This window comes from Meiothermus sp. (assembly GCF_037443965.1).
Classification (GTDB): domain Bacteria; phylum Deinococcota; class Deinococci; order Deinococcales; family Thermaceae; genus Meiothermus.
This window is the reverse complement of sequence record NZ_JBBINI010000031.1, coordinates 25,384-42,292: the sequence shown is the minus strand read 5'-3', so window position 1 is coordinate 42,292 and position 16,909 is coordinate 25,384. Positions and strand designations below refer to the sequence as shown.

Annotated in this window: 15 protein-coding genes; 4 read left to right on the top strand and 11 right to left on the bottom strand. The window is 59.5% G+C overall.

The window, feature by feature from the left end; genetic code table 11:
* Positions 1-590: 590 nt before the first annotated feature.
* The 9 genes from WKI89_RS14490 to WKI89_RS14450 form a co-directional block, all read right to left on the bottom strand.
* Positions 591-983: a hypothetical protein gene (locus WKI89_RS14490; protein WP_337870799.1), complete on the bottom strand. Its 393-nt coding sequence runs from the start codon at positions 981-983 to the stop codon at positions 591-593.
* 63 nt (positions 984-1,046) lie between these two features.
* The gene (locus WKI89_RS14485) at positions 1,047-2,879 is read right to left on the bottom strand and encodes a S8 family serine peptidase (protein ID WP_337870797.1); all 1,833 of its coding nucleotides are present in this window, start codon (positions 2,877-2,879) and stop codon (positions 1,047-1,049) included.
* A gap of 13 nt (positions 2,880-2,892) precedes the next feature.
* The gene (locus tag WKI89_RS14480) at positions 2,893-4,710 is read right to left on the bottom strand and encodes a hypothetical protein (RefSeq protein ID WP_337870795.1); all 1,818 of its coding nucleotides are present in this window, start codon (positions 4,708-4,710) and stop codon (positions 2,893-2,895) included.
* Between the two features lie 497 nt (positions 4,711-5,207).
* Entirely contained in the window at positions 5,208-5,849 is a 642-nt protein-coding gene (locus WKI89_RS14475; protein ID WP_337870793.1) for an MOSC domain-containing protein, read from the bottom strand.
* Positions 5,850-5,909: 60 nt separating this feature from the next.
* The gene (locus tag WKI89_RS14470) at positions 5,910-6,296 is read right to left on the bottom strand and encodes a RidA family protein (RefSeq protein ID WP_337870792.1); all 387 of its coding nucleotides are present in this window, start codon (positions 6,294-6,296) and stop codon (positions 5,910-5,912) included.
* An 18-nt stretch (positions 6,297-6,314) separates the two neighbouring features.
* The gene (locus WKI89_RS14465; protein ID WP_337870790.1) at positions 6,315-6,704 is read right to left on the bottom strand and encodes a DUF3054 domain-containing protein; all 390 of its coding nucleotides are present in this window, start codon (positions 6,702-6,704) and stop codon (positions 6,315-6,317) included.
* A gap of 6 nt (positions 6,705-6,710) precedes the next feature.
* Positions 6,711-7,685 carry a lipoyl synthase gene (gene lipA / locus WKI89_RS14460; protein WP_337870788.1) on the bottom strand — a complete coding sequence of 325 codons (975 nt, stop codon included), beginning with the start codon at positions 7,683-7,685 and terminating at the stop codon, positions 6,711-6,713.
* On the bottom strand, positions 7,682-8,380 hold the full coding sequence (gene lipB / locus WKI89_RS14455; RefSeq protein WP_337870786.1) for a lipoyl(octanoyl) transferase LipB: 699 nt from the start codon (positions 8,378-8,380) through the stop codon (positions 7,682-7,684). Before lipB ends, lipA begins: the two co-directional genes overlap by 4 nt.
* 45 nt (positions 8,381-8,425) lie before the next feature.
* The gene (locus WKI89_RS14450; protein ID WP_337870784.1) at positions 8,426-9,367 is read right to left on the bottom strand and encodes a GTP-binding protein; all 942 of its coding nucleotides are present in this window, start codon (positions 9,365-9,367) and stop codon (positions 8,426-8,428) included.
* Positions 9,368-9,462: 95 nt separating this feature from the next.
* Here WKI89_RS14450 and WKI89_RS14445 point away from each other — a divergent pair, with 95 nt between their 5' ends.
* The 4 genes from WKI89_RS14445 (at position 9,463) to WKI89_RS14430 (ending at position 13,125) form a co-directional block, all read left to right on the top strand.
* The gene (locus tag WKI89_RS14445) at positions 9,463-9,948 is read left to right on the top strand and encodes a peptidylprolyl isomerase (RefSeq protein WP_337870782.1); all 486 of its coding nucleotides are present in this window, start codon (positions 9,463-9,465) and stop codon (positions 9,946-9,948) included.
* Positions 9,949-10,126: 178 nt separating this feature from the next.
* Positions 10,127-11,089 carry an L-threonine 3-dehydrogenase gene (locus WKI89_RS14440; RefSeq protein ID WP_337870780.1) on the top strand — a complete coding sequence of 321 codons (963 nt, stop codon included), beginning with the start codon at positions 10,127-10,129 and terminating at the stop codon, positions 11,087-11,089.
* Position 11,090: 1 nt separating this feature from the next.
* The gene (locus WKI89_RS14435; protein WP_337870779.1) at positions 11,091-12,323 is read left to right on the top strand and encodes a pyridoxal phosphate-dependent aminotransferase family protein; all 1,233 of its coding nucleotides are present in this window, start codon (positions 11,091-11,093) and stop codon (positions 12,321-12,323) included.
* Between the two features lie 253 nt (positions 12,324-12,576).
* Complete coding sequence (locus WKI89_RS14430) at positions 12,577-13,125, top strand: NYN domain-containing protein (RefSeq protein WP_337870776.1); 549 nt, start codon at positions 12,577-12,579, stop codon at positions 13,123-13,125.
* A gap of 344 nt (positions 13,126-13,469) precedes the next feature.
* Here the strand turns inward: WKI89_RS14430 and WKI89_RS14425 are convergent, their stop codons facing one another.
* On the bottom strand, positions 13,470-13,733 hold the full coding sequence (locus WKI89_RS14425) for a hypothetical protein (protein ID WP_337870775.1): 264 nt from the start codon (positions 13,731-13,733) through the stop codon (positions 13,470-13,472).
* A gap of 25 nt (positions 13,734-13,758) precedes the next feature.
* Entirely contained in the window at positions 13,759-16,515 is a 2,757-nt protein-coding gene (gene topA / locus WKI89_RS14420) for a type I DNA topoisomerase (RefSeq protein ID WP_337870773.1), read from the bottom strand.
* Between the last annotated feature and the right edge of the window lie 394 nt (positions 16,516-16,909).

Below are 16,909 nucleotides of genomic sequence, written 5' to 3'. Positions count from 1 at the left end.
GGCCCGGTCGTTTGCAGGTTTCCTGGCGCGGGTGAACCTGATTCTGCTGGTGCACAACCTCATCCGCAGCCGTCTTCTGCTCAGGATGGCGGGGGTGGAAGGGTAGACTGCAGGTAGCACACGAAGGGATTATATGCATTCCGGCAGTATCGTTCACTTTGAAAGCCTAAACGATACTGCCGGAATGCACTCCTACTCCCTTCGGTCGGCTTGAACCTTCACCTTTGATTACACCCCAAAGGTGAAGGGTTCAAGCGGAAACGGTATTATTGGTTGAGGCCGGGTTTCGGAAGACAGGCTTGGTAAGGCTAAAACCTTCTCATACGCATTTCGGTAGTATCGTTCACTTTGACAAGCCTAAACGATACTACCGAAATGCTTTTCTACTCCCTTCGGTCGGCTTGAATCCTTCACCTCTGACTGCGTCCTACGGTGAAGGATTCAAGCGGAAACGGTATCAACGCCGGCTCAACGCTAAACAGCGTAGAGGGGGTTGCTTCGGTATACCCTACCCGTGGGTGAAACTGTCAAACCTTTGAGCCATGGTTGTAGGAATGTCATCTAGACATAGGAACGACTGGAAGCCTACCTCAAGGCAAGGCTATGAAAAGCTGGAGGGTGTATGGCCCAATCTGGATGGGCTGATTGAGGTATTCACGCTGAACTGGTAGCGAAAGGGCAAACCCGGTCTTGGGGTCGCGCAGGTTGACGATCCAGTACCCGTTCGGGACATCCGACCAAAGCACGACCCCCCTGGCGTCGCTCACCCGTCGGATGGGCCGGATGTAGGCCGGCAGCTGACGGCCCGGGCTGCGGCGACCCAAGGATAGGATGAGCCCCTCGGCGGGCTTGTTGTGTATCTGGACCTGTACCTCAATGGTCATTCCGGCTCCCCTGGGCTCCTCCGGTTGGCGAGGGGGGGGGACGGGGGCTGGCTGGGCCAGAGCCATGCTGGTCAATAACAAAACCATCAAACAACGCATGGCTCAAAGCATAACCCCAGCGACTGAGGGGCCGCTGGGGGAGAGATTAAGCTCGGGATTTAGCTAGTAGTTTGCCAGCACATAGTCCACTGCGGCTTTTGCATCCACCAGGCCGTAGCCAAACTGCCCCGGAATGGCTGCCGAGTAGTCCGGCTTTGCCAGCTGAGCGGTGAGGGTAGCGTTGGCGGTCTGCTCGAGGGCCACCCGCACCTGCAACGGGGTCAGGCTGGGTTTGGCGCTAAACATCAGCGCCACCACCCCGGTTACGTGGGGCGACGCCATCGAGGTACCCTGCAAGAAGCCGTAGGGATCGCCGGGGTTGCCCTGCTCTTGGGGAATGGTGGAAAGAATGGCGTTGCCGGGGGCAATTACCGTCACGTAGGGGCCGCTGCTGGAGAAAGCCGTACGCAGGTTGTTGGCGCTCATGGCCCCCACGCCAATTACACCCGCGATGGTGGTGCTGTTGCGTACCGGGTCGGAGGGTGGGTTGCCGGCGTCGAAGGAGTTGCCCGCCGAGAAGACGTAGACGTGTCCCTTGGCGGTTCCATACTTAAGCACATCCTCGAAGGCTTTGCTCTTTTGGGAGCCGCCCCAGGAGTTGTTGGAGACCTTGGCCCCGCAGTCCGCCACATATTTGAGGGCCCTGGTCAGCATGTAGGCCGTTCCACCAAAGTAAGTTAGCCCCTTCACGATTAGAAGCTTGGCCTCGGGGGCCACACCCACTACGCCGATGTTATTGGCTGCCGCTGCCACGGTTCCGGCGGTGTGGGTGCCGTGGCCGTTGGTGTCGGTGGGATCGGCATCTTCGTTGGCAAAGTCGTAGCCGTGTAAGCCAGGGCAGACCCGGCTGTTGGGGTTGGGGTTACGCCACAGGTTGGGGGCTAGGTCGGGGTGGGTGAGGTCGGCGCCATCGTCTATAACCCCCACCAGCACACCCTGGCCGGTCACGCCGCTGGCCCAGACGGACGGGGCGCCGATGCGGTGGATACCCCAAAGCCAGGGCACGTTGTTGTAGGTAAAGACCCCCCTCAGCACGATGGTCAGCGGAAGCGGCCCGGCCAGGGTGGTTGCCAGCGGAGTGCCCACCGCAGGCCCGGTGGCTACGGTGCCGACAAAGTCGAAGGTACGGGTCTGGGTGCCGCTGGCATCTACCAGGCTGGTGTTTTGGCTAACGCTGGTGAGGGTGGCTGTCCAGGTGCCCGTCGAGCAGGTGGCATCGCAAGGATTGCTGCCCAGGGCTGTGGGTTTGAGGGTGAAAGGGCCGGTGTAGCTGCCATTGCTTTGCAAAGTGCCCTGCCCGATGAGGTTCAGGTCGGGGCTGAGGGCTACCGCCACGCTGATGGTTGCACCGCTCGAGGAGACCTGAGCCACGACGGGTAGATCGGTAGTGCCAACGCGAATGCTGGCCTGCACCACACCGCTGATCCGGAGCCCTGTAGGGTTATGCGCCCCCGCCGTGGCAAAAGCATCACCTGGCGGCACCTGGGTAAGGTAGGGATCGGTCGAGCTAAGCTGCGCCGAGGGCCCTGATACTCGGTTTACCTGCACGTTCTGGCGATCGTTGGGAATCCAGAAGTTGGGCTCGGCGTACTCGACCCCGGTTTGGGCACTGTACTGCTCGATAAAGCGTTGTTCCTGGCCTTTGGGAACGCTGATCCGGGCCAGGGTGCCCCAGTCGTCGCTGCCGGTGCTCTCCACCCACTGGCTACCCGAGAGTGCCGTGGCTGAACTCATCGAAACGCCCCCACGGTACTTGACCAAGATTTCCCCAGCCACGGCCTGGCTACCCCCAATAACGGTCAGGTCGGGCTGCCCTTGGGAGGGCTGGCTTTGGCGGTTACTGCCACAGGCGGCGAGAAGGATTGCGGCGATGCTCAACAAAACCATTTTTTTCATCCTCATCACCCCCTTAGTTACCGGTCTGGAAGGCAAAAGTCTCGCTGCCGGAGAAGCGGTAACCCCGCTCGAGCAACTGCACCAACCAAGTAGAACCGGGCGACCAGCCGGTCTGTGGGACATACCCCGCGCTATTTAAGAAAGCCTCTGCTACCCGACCCCGCCAGCTATTGACCCTGTTGCTCTGGTAGCGGGTGTTGCGCAAAGCGTTGAGGGTGTCGAGGTCAACATAGCGAGCAGCCAATTGGGCATCGGGGTCTACCGAGATAAAGTCAATCATCTGCGCACTCTCGTCGGCGGCTACATCCCAGAAGTAAACCTTGTTTGGCTCGAGCTTGATTTGGTAAATGTTTAGGAAGGTCTCGGGGGTATAGGTGGTAAGAACCGGTGCGCCGGTGTCGCCGTCGTAGAGGGTGACTGTATAGACTGCCGGACGGTCTACGGCTTTCCACGATAGGCGGGGATTGCGGCTAACGTCGGTGGCCCCGTTGGACGGCGTTTGCAGTACCGGCACCGCCATGAAATCGGCTTTGTTAGCAGATAGGTTGGTGCCATTGAACCAGCGATACACCACCGAAAAGGCGGCTAGATTACCAGCAGCATCAAACTTGAGCGCCTGGCTTTCGGTGGCCAGGGTCTGGCCTTGTTTGCCAGCAGGAATTTTGTAGACCCGCAGATTGCGGGGCCCCGCACTAAAGTCGAAATAGGTACCCAGGGTGATGCTGCCACCGGTCACCGAGGGTTCAAAGGAAACCTCGGTCAGCGAGAGAGCATTGCCGCTGGCGCTGAAGTCGAAACCACCCGCCGCAAGCGCTGAAGTGTCGTGGCTAAAAGGGATGGTTGCTACGTTGGGATTGCTGGCAGGGTCGAAGTTCTGTAGCTGTATGGGATCGGCGAGGTTGGTGATCTGACCGCTGTTGATGAAGGTCTTAACCTGGGGAATGTAGGCAAACTTACTCCAATAGATTTCGTTGCCATCCGGACTGATGCCGTTATAGTCACCCGCCCACACAAAGCCTTCGGTGGCAAAAGAGTTGAAGCTGCTGATGACCGGCATCAGGAAATTCCCACCCGCTCCGCTGATGACCCCTTGGGTACCGCGATAGGTTAACAGGCCCGTCTCGCCTAGGCGCAAAGGCACCGCAGCTAGGCTTAAGCCAGAGGGGCGTGAGCCATTACAGGCCGTGGGGGAGGTGCGGTTGGGGGCGCTGCCCCCTGGAAGCGGGGTACCCACCACCGGGGTGCTGCCATCGGTATCTACCAGCCGCCCAGTAATGCATCCAAAGCGCGGCGGGGCCACGGGGTTGAGAGCCTGCGGGCCCCCCGGCAGGTAGATGTTGAGTTCGCGTGAAGCGCCCAGGTTGGATACATAAGCCGAAAGGGGCACGCTATCGTAGCCGAGTGCGCGCAGGCCCATGTTGCCAGGCGGTGGCAGCACCAGGATATCGAAGCCCCAGGGCCTGCCCTTGACCGGAATCTTGAAGGAGCCATCTACCCTAGTGGTGGCTCTGGCCTTGACCTGGCCAAAATTCAAGATGACGGTGGCTCCCGCTAGGGTATTACCCCCAGAGCGGGCAGTCTGGTAGACCCTGCCCTTGACGTGAGAGATATTGACCCGCACTTGGGTGCTGCTACTTTGTATGCTGCCATTGTTCATGGTGGCGCGGGCGGTGAAAGCCAACTCGCCGTTGTGGTCCACGGTGAGGTTTACTTCCTGAATAAAAGGCGCGGTGAGATCTTCACCAATTTTGCGGCTGCCTTCAAAGAACTCTACCTTGCTGACCTGACCCCCTACCCCTGCCAAGAGCTGGATGCTCCCTTCTTCGGTCACCTCCGCAAGGCTACTTTTAAGCTGAAACGCATTGGAGGGCTGATTGCTACAGCCGACCAAGGCCACACTCCCCAACAAACCTACCCATAAAGCCCTGTTTAGCATGGAACCTCCTGGCTTTTCGTCAGTGAAGCTTCAGGTTATTAGAGCGGAATTGTTTGGATTTAGGTGTGTACCACCTCCCCTGAACACTTGCTATTTGGACGCACTTAATATACTGCGTAATTAACGGTAAATTAAGCCGTTAAGTTTGTGACTTCCTGGCGTAACGTTAGGTGACGCTTTGAACCCAGGTAGATGCGTTTTTCTTGTTGATTACAGAGTTTTGGAAGTAATGAAAGAGCTTGTCTAGGCGCTACATAAGTGCGGTATTAGTGCTGGATTAAGTTCCTTGAGGTTGTGTTCCAAGGGAAACGGCAGTTGGATCAAGATGCGCGCCCGGTTACGTGAACCTGTGGGCAAGAAACCAGTTGGCTGCCTCGAGGCTTGCTGATGGATCAAAGCGGTTCGAGTGATTGAAGGCGCTCCGCATAGACCCCCCTGGCTCGCTCGGCTAGGGGGGCCGTGAGGATCCAGCGAAGCCGGGCGGCTTCGGGGGTTTTGTCGTACCAGAGATGGAATACATCGGCTAGGGTGGGGAAGGCCATTTGAGCTGAAATTTTGTGAATGGGGTCGCCCTGCTGTACCTGACCTGCCTCCAGCACCCTGGCATAGAAGCCAGGCCGCGCGGCCTGGCGGAACTTCTTTACAAACTCCAGATCGTTCATGCGGGCGGCCAGGGTCGAGCAGGGGATGCGGGGGGCGGTGACCTCGAGCAGAACCTCACCCACCCTAAAACGGTCGCCAATGCGCACGGGCTCGTCGCCGAAGCTTGAAAAGGTCAGGTTTTCGCCAAATGTGCCGGGCAGCAGCGCCTCGCCCAACTGTTCCATCCACCAGTCGTAATCCTGGGCGCTGTAGACATACACCGCCTGGTCGGGGCCGCCGTGGTGCTCCTGGTCGGCCACGTGGTCGCCCAACAGCCCCAAAGTGGAAATTTGAGCGGCTTCAACCGGGTTTTTGTAGATGCCGGTGGTGGTGGGGCGGGGGCCGATTTGTAGGGGCTCCGGGCGGCCCAGGTTGATGGAAACGAGGCGCATAATCCACACTATACAAGCGGTACACACCCCTAGCGGTAAAGGCCACTGTCTGCCATTCCTTTAGGACACAATTGCATCAGCCTCAATCTCCACCAGCATCCCGGGTTCGACCAGCCGGCTGACCTCGAGCATGGTTGAGGCCGGGCGGATGTGGGCAAAGAACTCCCCATGGGCCCGGCCTACCTCTTTCCAGTCGCGCTCGATATTGACCACATAAATGCGGGTGCGAACCACGTGCTCGAGGCTGGCACCAGCCTTTTTGAGGGCAGCTTCGATGTTGCGCAAAATCTGCACAGTCTGGGTGTAGGGGTTGTCCAACCCAACCAGTTGTCCGCTGGCATCGGTGGCGGTGGTTCCGGCTACATGAATGTACGACCCGACCCGAATCGCCCGGCTATAACCCACCACCGGCTCGTAGGGCGAGGTGCCCGCAATGTTGACTCGCATGACCCCAGTGTAGCGTGGTCAGGGTTTGCTGCGCAGTTGACGCACCCACACCAGCGCCAGCCCCCGCCAGGCCAGCAGCAATACCAGGGTGGCCCCCAGCGCAACTGCCCAGAAGATCAGGTAGCCCAGGTCGAACGGCTTTTGCAGCACCATAAAGCGCAGCCAGACCCCGGCGCTCACCGCAATGGCCCAGGTGTAGAGCAGGTTCTGCCAGCCAGGCCGGGTGTAGGTGCGTAAAAAGGGCGAAACCAGCCACCAGACCAGCAGGATGGGCAGGGCGTTTCGGATGATTCCGGCCAGGCTGAGGGGCTCACCGTGGGCTTGCAGACCAATTGCGGCAAACAGCACGATGCACAAAGCATCGCCCCAGGCCAGGGTTCGGCTTATGCGGCGGTCAGGGCGTGCCATAGGCGGCTACTCGGCCTGGGTGGCCTCGAAAAAGACCTTTTCGGCCCGGTAGGAGCTGCGCACCAGGGGGCCGCTGAACACCTCCATAAAGCCTTCCTCGAGGCCCCAGTCGCGGTACATGGCGAACTCCGCCGGGGTCACGTAGCGCTCGACCGGCAGGTGGTGCTGGGTGGGGCGCAGGTACTGCCCGAAGGTCACGATATCCACCCCTACGGCCCGCAGGTCGCGCATGGCCTGGCGGATTTCCTCGTCGGTTTCGCCCAGGCCCAGCATCAGGCTGGACTTGGTGAGCACCTCGGGACGCACCTTTTTGGCGTGCTCGAGCACCCTCAAGGTCTGATCGTAGCCGGCGCGGGGGTCGCGCACCCGGGGGGTCAGGCGGCGGACGGTCTCGAGATTGTTGGCGAACACCTCCTGGCCGCCCCGCAAAACGGTCTCCACATCCGCCAGGTTGCCCTGGAAGTCGGGGGTGAGGGTCTCAACCTTGACCGAGGGGTCGAGCCGCTTAATCTGCCGCACCACCTCGGCGAAGTGGGCGGCCCCGCCGTCGGGGAGGTCGTCGCGGTCTACCGAGGTCAGCACCACGTACTTGAGGCCCATCTCGGCCACGGCCTGGGCCACGTGCAGGGGCTCCAGGGGGTCTACCCAGCCCCTGGGGTTGCCGGTGTCCACCGCGCAGAACTTACAGGCCCGGGTGCACACGCTGCCCAGCACCATGATGGTCATGGTGCCGTGGCCCCAGCACTCGCCGATGTTGGGGCATAGGGCCTCCTGGCAGACCGTGCTCAGGCGCAGCCGCTTGGTCATCTCTTTGAGGCGCTGGTAGTTGGGGCCGGTGGGCACGGTGGCCCGCAGCCAGGAAGGTTTGTTGCGATCCACCGGCTCGGGGCGCTCCTGGGCGATGCCGCCCGGGATGACTTTGAGCTCGATCAGGCCGCCGTGCTGGAAGTCCTCGAGTTGAACGGTTTTGAATTTGCTCATGCCAGTTCCTTGGAGGGTAGAGGGGCTTGGTCGAAGGTCGGGAACTGCTGCTCAAAAGCCTGCACCACCCGTTCCATCACCCCGTCCATGCTAACCGCGTGGCCCAGGATTTTCTGAAGCGAGGTCACGCCCTTGTCCTTGAGGCCGCAGGGCACAATCAGGTTGAAGTCGTCCAGGTTGGTGTTAACGTTCAGGGCAAAGCCGTGCAGGGCTACGTCCTGCTTGACCGCCACCCCGAACGCACAGAGCTTTTCTTCCAGGTCGGGCCAGCCGGCCACGGGCGCAGCCCTGCGCACCCAGACCCCGGCGTAGCCCGGCGTGGCGTAGGTCTCGATGCCGTAGGTTTTGGCTACCGCCATAATCACGGCCTCGAGCTGCCGTAAAAACCCCCGCACCTGCCGCCCCACCGGAAAGATGGGGTAGCCCACCAACTGGCCGGGGCCGTGGTAGGTGACGTCGCCGCCCCGCTCGATGCTAAAGAGCTCGATGCCCTGGGCCCGGTACTGGGCCTCGCTCAAGAGCAGATTCTCGGGTTTGGCGGCCCGGCCCAGGGTGATGGTGCGGGGGTGCTCCAACAGCAGCAGGGTGGGCCGGCGCAGCCCCGCCACCACCTCGGCGTGCACTTTTTTTTGGTATTCCCAGGCTTGGGCGTAGGGGACGAGCCCCAGTTGTTCCACCTCGAAGGCGGCGCTCATACCCTTCAAGCATACTCCTGGCCGGCTTCCCGCATAGGAACGAAGTTACAGACGGGCCTTCAGGGCCCGGAAGGCCTCCTCGTACTCGAACTGGTTGAGGCCCCGGCCAATCACCACCAGCCTCGAGCGGGCTTGCAGCGGCTCCTGGGAGAGCTCGAGGCTAAAAATCTCCCGCACCGACTGGAACAGCACCTGCCTGTCGAAGCCCTTAACGCTCAGAAAACCCTTGGCCCGGAAAACCGCGTCGGGCCGGGAGATCAGGTACTGGTCAATGAACTCGTTGACCTTGGGGCGCTCGAGCAGACCCTCGGCGCTGAGGGTAAAACTCTGGACGTTGGGCATGTGCAGGTGCTGGTAGTGCTGGGGCCGCCAGTCCAGGTCGAATGCGCGAAGATGGAGCAGGTCCTGGGGGTTTACCCTGGACTGTGCGGTGCGGAAAATCTGGGCCAGGGGGTTGATTTTGCGAATCAAAGCCTCGGCCTGGTCTACCTGCTCTGGGCGGGCCAGGTCGGTTTTGTTGAGCACCACCGTGCTGGCATAGGCGAGCTGCACCGCGCCTTCGGGGCCGTCGCGCAGGGTTTGCTCGAGGTTACGGGCATCGGCCACCCCGATAATGCCGTCCAGCTCGAACTTGGTGCGAGCAAAGGGGTCCATCACGGTCTGGGCCACCGGCACCGGGTCGGCCAGGCCCGAAAGCTCGATCAGGACATAATCGGGCTTATCCTTGCGCGAGATGATCTTGAACAGGGCCGAGACCAGGTCCTCGCGCCCCACACAGCACAAGCAGCCGTTGGATAGCTCGGCGATGCCGTCGGTGTCCACGTTTTCAATCAGTGAGCCATCTATGCCGGTTTCGCCGAACTCGTTGACGATAATGCCAAACCGATGGGCTCCGCTCGCCACCAGGTGATTGACCAGGGTGGTCTTGCCGGCGCCCAAAAACCCTCCGATCACACTGACCGGGATGCGCTTTTGAAACGGGGTCATGCCCCCTACAATACTTCAAGCAATACCAGGTAGACGAACAGGCTTTACATTTTTTGAGGTTTCAAGATGATAATGTGTTATCAATAGGTGTATTGATGAAGATTCGAGAATACTGGGTTATCAAGTTCGAATACACCCTGCATATAGACGGGGCGCTTGTAGACCGTAGCCCCGAGGGTCACCCCATCACCATCCTGACCCACCATGCCCCCCATCTACCGGCGGGGCTCGAGGCCCTGTTGATGGGTAAAAAACCAGGTGACTACCTTGTGAGCCTCCCGCCCGAAAGCGCTTATGGCCCTTATGACCCGGCCAAGCGGGTGGTGGTACAGCGCCAGGAGCTACCCGAAGAACCCCGACTGGGGGGCGCTTTTACCGCGGAGGGCTCGGACGGAGAGCCTTTGCTATACCGGGTGGTGGAGATTGCCGGCGACAGCGTGACACTGGACGCTAACCCCAAGTGGGCGGGGAAGACCCTGGAATACCGTCTGACCATCCACACGGTGCGCCCGGCCGATAAAGACGAAATCGCCCACGGCCATGTGCATGGCGAGGGAGGCGTGATTCACCAAAACCCGTAGTGCGCGAGTGGCCAGGGTTTAAATCCTGAGGTGAGTTCAAACTCCTGAGAATAGTCCAGAATTGCGGAAGACGATGTCCCTTGGCGATGAGGGCTGTTGCGGTAACAAACAAACCAAGGTGTGCTTCGGGGGCAGGTCAGGAGAGAAGTCCCTGGGCTCTGGCATACGATAAAGGCATATGAAATGGGTTCTGGTAACGGGTGCCTTGGGGCAGGTGGGTTCGGAGTTGGTTCCCGCGCTACGGGCAGCTTTTGGGGCAGAGCGGGTGATTGCAACCGACATACGACCTTTCGCGCCCAATCACCCTGCGCTCGAGGGGCCTTTCGAGCGCCTGGACTGCACCGATCGAGCGGCTTTACAGGCCTTACTCGAGCGCTATCCCCTGGATGCCATCTACCACCTCGCGGCCATCCTTTCGGCCCGGGCCGAAGCCCAGCCCGAGCTGGCCTGGCGGGTCAATATGGAAGGGCTCCACAACGTTCTGGAGGTAGCGCGGCGGGCCCGTTGCCAGGTTTTTGTGCCCAGCTCCATCGCCGCTTTCGGCCCCAGCACCCCCCACGATCCCACCCCCCAGGACACCATCCAGCGTCCCAATACCCTCTACGGTGTAACCAAGGTGGCGGGTGAGCTGCTGTGTGACTACTATGCCCCGCGCTTTGGTCTCGACGTGCGGGGTTTGCGCTACCCCGGCTTGATTTCCTACACCGCACCTCCGGGCGGGGGCACCACCGACTATGCGGTGGAGATTTTTCACCAGGCCCTAAAATACGGACAGTACACCTGCTTCCTGGGGCCGGATACCCGCTTGCCCATGATGTACATGCCCGATGCCATACGGGCTACCCTCGAGCTGATGCAGGCCGACCCAAAGCGGCTCCTTCACCGCAACGCCTTCAACATTGCTGCGTTTAGCTGCACTCCTTCTGAACTGGCCGCCGAGATCCAGAAGCACCGACCCGATTTCAAGATGTACTACGCGATAGACCCGGTTCGCCAGGCCATAGCCGAGTCCTGGCCCCACCGGCTTGACGACAGTGCCGCTCGAGCCGAATGGGGCTGGAGGCCGCAGTTTGACCTGGCCAGCATGACGGCGGATATGCTGGAAAAGCTTTCCGGGCGCGCTGTGCCGAAGGAGGCTTGAAATGCCGTTGAGTCGTCTAACACCAGTTTTGCGCCAGCAAGTAGAAACCCTCGAGCAAGAAGGCCGCCGCAAGGGGCAGGAAGCCGTGGTGGTGGGGGTATTGTCTTCCCAAGGGACCAAGGGGCCGCGCTATCTGCTGGAAGGCCAGGGTGACAAGCCCTTTATTCGCATGAACTCCAACAGCTACCTGGGTCTGTCGGGGCATCCGGCCCTCAAGGAAGCCGTGCAAGCAGCCATAGCGCGCTTTGGGGTGGGGCCGGGCGCGGTGCGGTTTATCAGCGGCACTTATAAATCCCATGTGGATTTGGAGCGGCGTCTGGCGCATTTTCATCGGCGTGAGGCGGCCATGATCTTCTCCTCGGCCTACGCCACCGTGCTCAGTGTGGTGGTGCCCCTCACCAGCGACAAAACCGTGCTCATCAGCGATGAACTCAACCACAACTGCATCATAAATGCGATTCGCCTGGCCCGGCCTTTAGAGAAAATGGTGTACAAGCACCTCGATCTACAAGGCTTGGAACAAGCCCTGCAAAAAGCTGTTTCCCTGGGCGCTAAGCGGGTTTTGGTTCTGAGCGATGGGGTGTTCAGTATGCGCGGTTCACACGCGCCGCTGGCGGAAATCTCACAGATTGTCCAACGATACGATAGCCAGTTTGCCGAAAATGCCATTCTGGTTGTGGATGACTCGCACGGGGTGGGTGCTTTTGGCCCCAGTGGCCGGGGAACCGAGGAATACACCGCTGCCCAGGCCGACATTCTGGTTGGCACGCTGGGAAAAGCCTTTGGGGTGAACGGGGGCTATATGGTGGGTTCGGCAGATTTAGTGGCTTATCTGCGGGAAACCTCTCCTATGTACATCTACTCCAACCCCATCACGCCCGGCGAGGCGGCGGCAGCCTTGGCTTCGCTGGAACTGCTGGATAGTGCAGAGGGTCAAGAGCGTCTCCGCCACCTCCACGCCATGACCCAACGCTTTCGCCAGGGCCTGCTTTCGCTGGGGTATGAGTCCTTTCCAGGCGCACATCCGGTGGTGCCCCTGCTTTTGCGGGATGGGGCCCTAACCAACCGCCTGGTTGGCTTTTTGCGTGAACGGGGGGTTCTGGCTACGGCAATTATGTATCCGGTGGTTCCCAGGGGCGAAGACTCAATTCGCTTCCAGATCTCGGCCGAACATACCCAGGCCGATGTGGATGAAGTCCTGGGGATTTTGCAGGAGTTTAGGCAACCCATTTGAAGCCTGCTCAAAAACGCTTGTTGGGTCTGCACTGCAATCTGCATATTGTGCCGTCATGGGCTTGTGGGCGGAAACAAACTCCCAGGCTGAAGGTTTCTATTTGAGTGTGCCAAAGTATAGATAACATCGAGCAGAACATGCGTGGAGGTTCACTGCTGGATAGTATTGGTTCGGTTTGGGATCTTAAGAACAATCAGAAAATGGCTGGGCGATACTTTGTTGGTTCTGACAGCCCACTATCATATCTGCAACCATGGATCGTGTGGCGGTATTTATTGATGGAAGCAACCTTTATAAAGGGCTGGTTTCAACCCTTGGAACCGACTATCGGCTGGACTTTATCAATTTCGTCTCTGCGCTTGCGGCAGGGCGTTCGCTGTTGCGGGCCTACTACTACAATGCCCCCTTGCCCAACGAAGACCCGGCTGCCAAAGCCCACCAGAGTTTTCTCAACTATCTGAAGCGGGTGCCCTATGTGATGGTGCGTTTGGGACGTTTAGAGCGCCGGGGCGATGGTTTCGTGGAAAAAGGCGTAGATATACAGATCGCCATTGATATGCTCAAGCTGGCCTACGCCGATGCCTACGATGTGGCAGTATTGGTTTCGGGCGATGGCGATTTTGCCGAGGTGCTCAAGGTCATTCAAGACATGGGTAAACAGGCCGAGAACACCACCTTCCAGGTGCTTTCGTCGTATCGTTTGGCTCAACAAGCTGACAAATACTACCCCCTCGACGAGCTTCCATGGGATCGGCTGCGGGCCAAAAGCTTTGAGCCAGAAGCTTTACCGTTCCAAGATTAATTGCTTCATGGGGACAGTTTCCCACGCGAGTCGCTTCAGGTTCACCTTACAGTGAAACCTCGAGCTGCACGGAGAATTGCGGTTTCTGTTTACTGACATCTGCGGAGAGCGTACCATGCCTTCACGGGATGGAGGGATGCGGTATTCCCTGGGGGGTTTGCCGATATTCCATACGATACGCATTTCGGTAGTATCGTTCACTTTGACAAGCCTAAACGATACTTCCGAAATGCTTTTCTACTCCCTTCGGTCGGCTTGAATCCTTCACCTCCGACTGCGTCCAACGGTGAAGGATTCAAGCGGAAACGGTATGAAAAGGCTCCAAGCAGAAAGCTTGGAAACTCCTATGGCAGTTTCCAGACGGCAATCACGCTGGGGTTAATGGGGGAGATCAGGTGGGGCTCCTCGAGGTGGGCCGCCTCACCTTTGCGCAGGTGAATGTAGCTCTTGTCGGGTAAGTCAATTACCACCTCACCCTCGAGCAGCAGATAGAGGCGGGCCTCGCCAACCTGCTCCGGCTGGGTCAGCAGGTACGAGCGAAACCCTTCGATGCCAGGGAAACGGGCTTCCCCTTGGCGTTTAGCCAGCCGCACCAAGTGAAGTTTCATGTGAGCTTGGAGGGTTCGGGCTGCCTCAGGCCACAACTTCCTTACGGGCTTTGCCATACTCCATGCGCAGCTTGAACATGGCCTGACGGAAAAGCTTAAGGGTGTCTTCCTCAGATTTACCCAGGGCCTTGGCAACTTCCGGGATGGCTCTTTGTTGTCCTTTGCTGTAGCGGGCCACGAGCGCTTGTTCATCGGAGATGCCCGCCCGCCCGATCAAGCGCTCGAGGTCGGCCCAGGTTGCACTGGGTTCGCTGGATTTCGCTTTTTTAGCTGGGCGCTTGGTTTTCCCCCTAGCCCCTCGACCCTGGCCTTTGTCCGATTTACTTTTTCCATACTCCATGCGCAGCTTGAACATGGCCTGGCGGAAGAGCTTTAGGACCTCGTCCTCAGGTTTGCCCAGGGCCTGGGCGACCTCGGCCACAGCTTTTTGCTGTCCCTGGGTGCGCCGTGCCACTTCGGCCTGCTCGGCGGTCAGGCCCACCTTTGCGAGAAGGGGCTCGAGGTTGGCCCAGGTGGCCGAGGGTTCGGTAGGCTTGCTGCTACCCTTGCCTCTGGTTTTTGTGCTGCCTTTTGCCCGGCGTTCGTTCAGGGCTTGCAGGTCGGGGCCGCCGTAGCGTTCGCAACTGGGGTTGGAGCAGGCTCGCTTGCCCGAGCGGCCCTTGGCCATATCGTTCCAGCCGCAAATGGGGCACTTTTCCTGCACCAGCGGATCGAATACCAGGAAGTCACAGGTCGGGTTGTTGCAGCGGTAGTAGGGCTTGCCCCGCTTGCTGGTTTTTTGTACGACCTCACCCGCATGGCATTTGGGGCATTCGATGCCGGTAGAAGGAGCTTCGTCGCGGGTATATTTGCACTCCGGGTAACGGTTGCAGCTAATAAAAGTCCCGTAGCGGCCATGGCGGCGCACCAACTGCCCCTGGTGGCACGAAGGGCAGGTTTCGCCGATGGCTTCGGGTTCTTTCTTTAGCTCCAGCCGCTCGGTGTACTTGCACTCGGGATAGCCGGTGCATCCCAAAAACTGCCCAAACCTCGAGACCCTCAGCTCCAAGGGGCGCCCACACTTGGGGCAGAGTTTCTGCGGAACCTTGGCATAATCCTGGAGAAAAGGCTCGTAAAACTCCCGCACCACCTTGGGCCACTGGGCCTTGCCCTCCTCGATGTCGTCGAGGCGGGTCTCGAGCTGGGCGGTGAAGTCGTAGGCCACCACGTCGGGAAAACTCTTTACCAGGTAGCCCGTCACCTCGCGGCCCAGCGGGGTAGGTTTGAGTGATTTACCCGAACGCTCGAGGTAGCTGCGGCGCTCGAGCGTATCAATGGTGGGCGCATAGGTCGAGGGCCGCCCAATGCCCATCTCTTCCAGCGCCTTGACCAGGCTGGCATCGGTGTAACGGGGTGGTGGTTCGGTGAAGTGTTGTTCGGGTTTTAGGTCCAGCAGCGTTGCAGCCGCGTTTTCCCGCAAGGGCGGCAGCAGGTTTTCGGCGTCGTCACCCTCCTCACGCCCATACACCCGCAAGAACCCATCAAACTTCAGCACAGACCCCATCGCCCTGAATAAAAACGCTCCACCGGCGATACCGACGGTCGTCTGGTCGAAGATGGCGGGGGTCATCTGGGAGGCCACAAAGCGTTGCCAAATAAGCTGATAGAGCTTGAACTCCTCGTCCGAGAGGTACCTCCGGACGGCATCGGGGGTTCGGGAAACCGAGGTAGGGCGGATGGCTTCGTGGGCGTCCTGTGCGTTGGCAGCCTTTTTTCCTGAGTAGAAGTTGGGCTTGGCAGGCAGGTACTCCGGCCCGAAATGGCTGGGGATGAACTGCCGCACCTCGGTTAGGGCTTCCTGTGAGACCCGTGTTGAGTCGGTGCGCATGTAGGTAATCAACCCCACCGTGCCTTCCGGCAGATCCACACCCTCGTAAAGCTTTTGGGCAACCCGCATGGTGCGGCTGGCCGTCCAGCCCAGGCGGCTGCTGGCCGCCTGCTGCAGGGTGGAGGTGATGAAGGGGGCGGCAGCGTTGCGACGGCGCTCCCGCTGCTCGATGCTCTGGATACGGTAGCCCTGAGTAGCCTGGGCCTGGCGGGCGATCTCCCTGGCCTGATGCTCGTCGGTGATGAGATACTGGTTGCCGGTCTGGAGCCGTTCTTGGCCCACGCTGTAGAGCATGGCTTTGAACTTATGGCCCTCAGACTCAAACTGCCCCTCAATCGTCCAGTACTCCTGTGGCACAAATACTTCTATTTGCTGCTCGCGCTCAACCAACAGCCGTAGTGCTACCGACTGTACCCGTCCTGCCGATAGCGCCCTGCGCCGGAACTCCATGCTGAGCACCGGCGAAAGCTGGTAGCCTACTAGACGATCCAACACCCGCCGGGCCTGCTGAGCGTCTACCAGGCTCTGGTCTATGGGGCGAGGCTGTTGCACCGCAGCCCGAACCACCTTGGGGGTAATCTCGTGGAACTCCACCCGCAATGCATTTTGCGGGTTGAGGTCCAGCAACCTGGCTACATGCCAGCCAATGGCCTCGCCTTCGCGGTCGGGGTCGGTGGCGATCAGCACCCGCTTACCCCGGGCCGCTTTCTTGAGGTCATCTACCACAGGCTGCTTATCCTTCTTAACTTCATACTGCGGTGCGAAGTCTGCTTCGATATCCACCCCAAGATCACGCTCGGGTAGGTCGGCAACATGGCCCCTGCTGGCCCGCACCTCATACCCAGCCCCTAGCATTTTCTGAATGCTTTTGGCCTTAGCGGGTGATTCCACTACAATCAAGGTCGAATCCGGCATACGGCTAAGTATATGGACGAGGGTCTGGCAGTTTGTCAAGGGGACGCTTTGCCCAATGGTACTGATGATGGATAAGGATTTCTTTCCTGCACAGAGATTTTGACGTTTCCCATAAAGCGAATGAACCGGTGTCCTCAAATATAAATATGCCTTGGTACACATTTGTGAAGATTAGAAAAGAGCTCGAGGGTATTTGTTCACGAACGATGGAGGATGTATGCGGGTAGGGATTGTGGGAAGTGGCGTGATGGCGGAGGTACATGCGGCGGGTTGGCGTACCGCGGGTGCCGAGCTGATGGGTTGTAGCTCAGCGAGCCTCGAGCAAGCCACCCGCCTAGCCTTATTACCCAGAACTGCTGCGCGACGTGGATATCGTAGACATCTGCGTGCCTAC

Coding starts and splice junctions, on each gene's coding strand:
- WKI89_RS14490 (WP_337870799.1), bottom strand. CDS start 983: ATGCGTTGTTTGATGGTTTTGTTATTGACCAGCATGGCTCTGGCCCAG.
- WKI89_RS14485 (WP_337870797.1), bottom strand. CDS start 2,879: ATGAAAAAAATGGTTTTGTTGAGCATCGCCGCAATCCTTCTCGCCGCC.
- WKI89_RS14475 (WP_337870793.1), bottom strand. CDS start 5,849: ATGCGCCTCGTTTCCATCAACCTGGGCCGCCCGGAGCCCCTACAAATC.
- WKI89_RS14470 (WP_337870792.1), bottom strand. CDS start 6,296: ATGCGAGTCAACATTGCGGGCACCTCGCCCTACGAGCCGGTGGTGGGT.
- WKI89_RS14465 (WP_337870790.1), bottom strand. CDS start 6,704: ATGGCACGCCCTGACCGCCGCATAAGCCGAACCCTGGCCTGGGGCGAT.
- lipA (WP_337870788.1), bottom strand. CDS start 7,685: ATGAGCAAATTCAAAACCGTTCAACTCGAGGACTTCCAGCACGGCGGC.
- lipB (WP_337870786.1), bottom strand. CDS start 8,380: ATGAGCGCCGCCTTCGAGGTGGAACAACTGGGGCTCGTCCCCTACGCC.
- WKI89_RS14450 (WP_337870784.1), bottom strand. CDS start 9,367: ATGACCCCGTTTCAAAAGCGCATCCCGGTCAGTGTGATCGGAGGGTTT.
- WKI89_RS14445 (WP_337870782.1), top strand. CDS start 9,463: ATGAAGATTCGAGAATACTGGGTTATCAAGTTCGAATACACCCTGCAT.
- WKI89_RS14440 (WP_337870780.1), top strand. CDS start 10,127: ATGAAATGGGTTCTGGTAACGGGTGCCTTGGGGCAGGTGGGTTCGGAG.
- WKI89_RS14435 (WP_337870779.1), top strand. CDS start 11,091: ATGCCGTTGAGTCGTCTAACACCAGTTTTGCGCCAGCAAGTAGAAACC.
- WKI89_RS14430 (WP_337870776.1), top strand. CDS start 12,577: ATGGATCGTGTGGCGGTATTTATTGATGGAAGCAACCTTTATAAAGGG.
- WKI89_RS14425 (WP_337870775.1), bottom strand. CDS start 13,733: ATGAAACTTCACTTGGTGCGGCTGGCTAAACGCCAAGGGGAAGCCCGT.
- topA (WP_337870773.1), bottom strand. CDS start 16,515: ATGCCGGATTCGACCTTGATTGTAGTGGAATCACCCGCTAAGGCCAAA.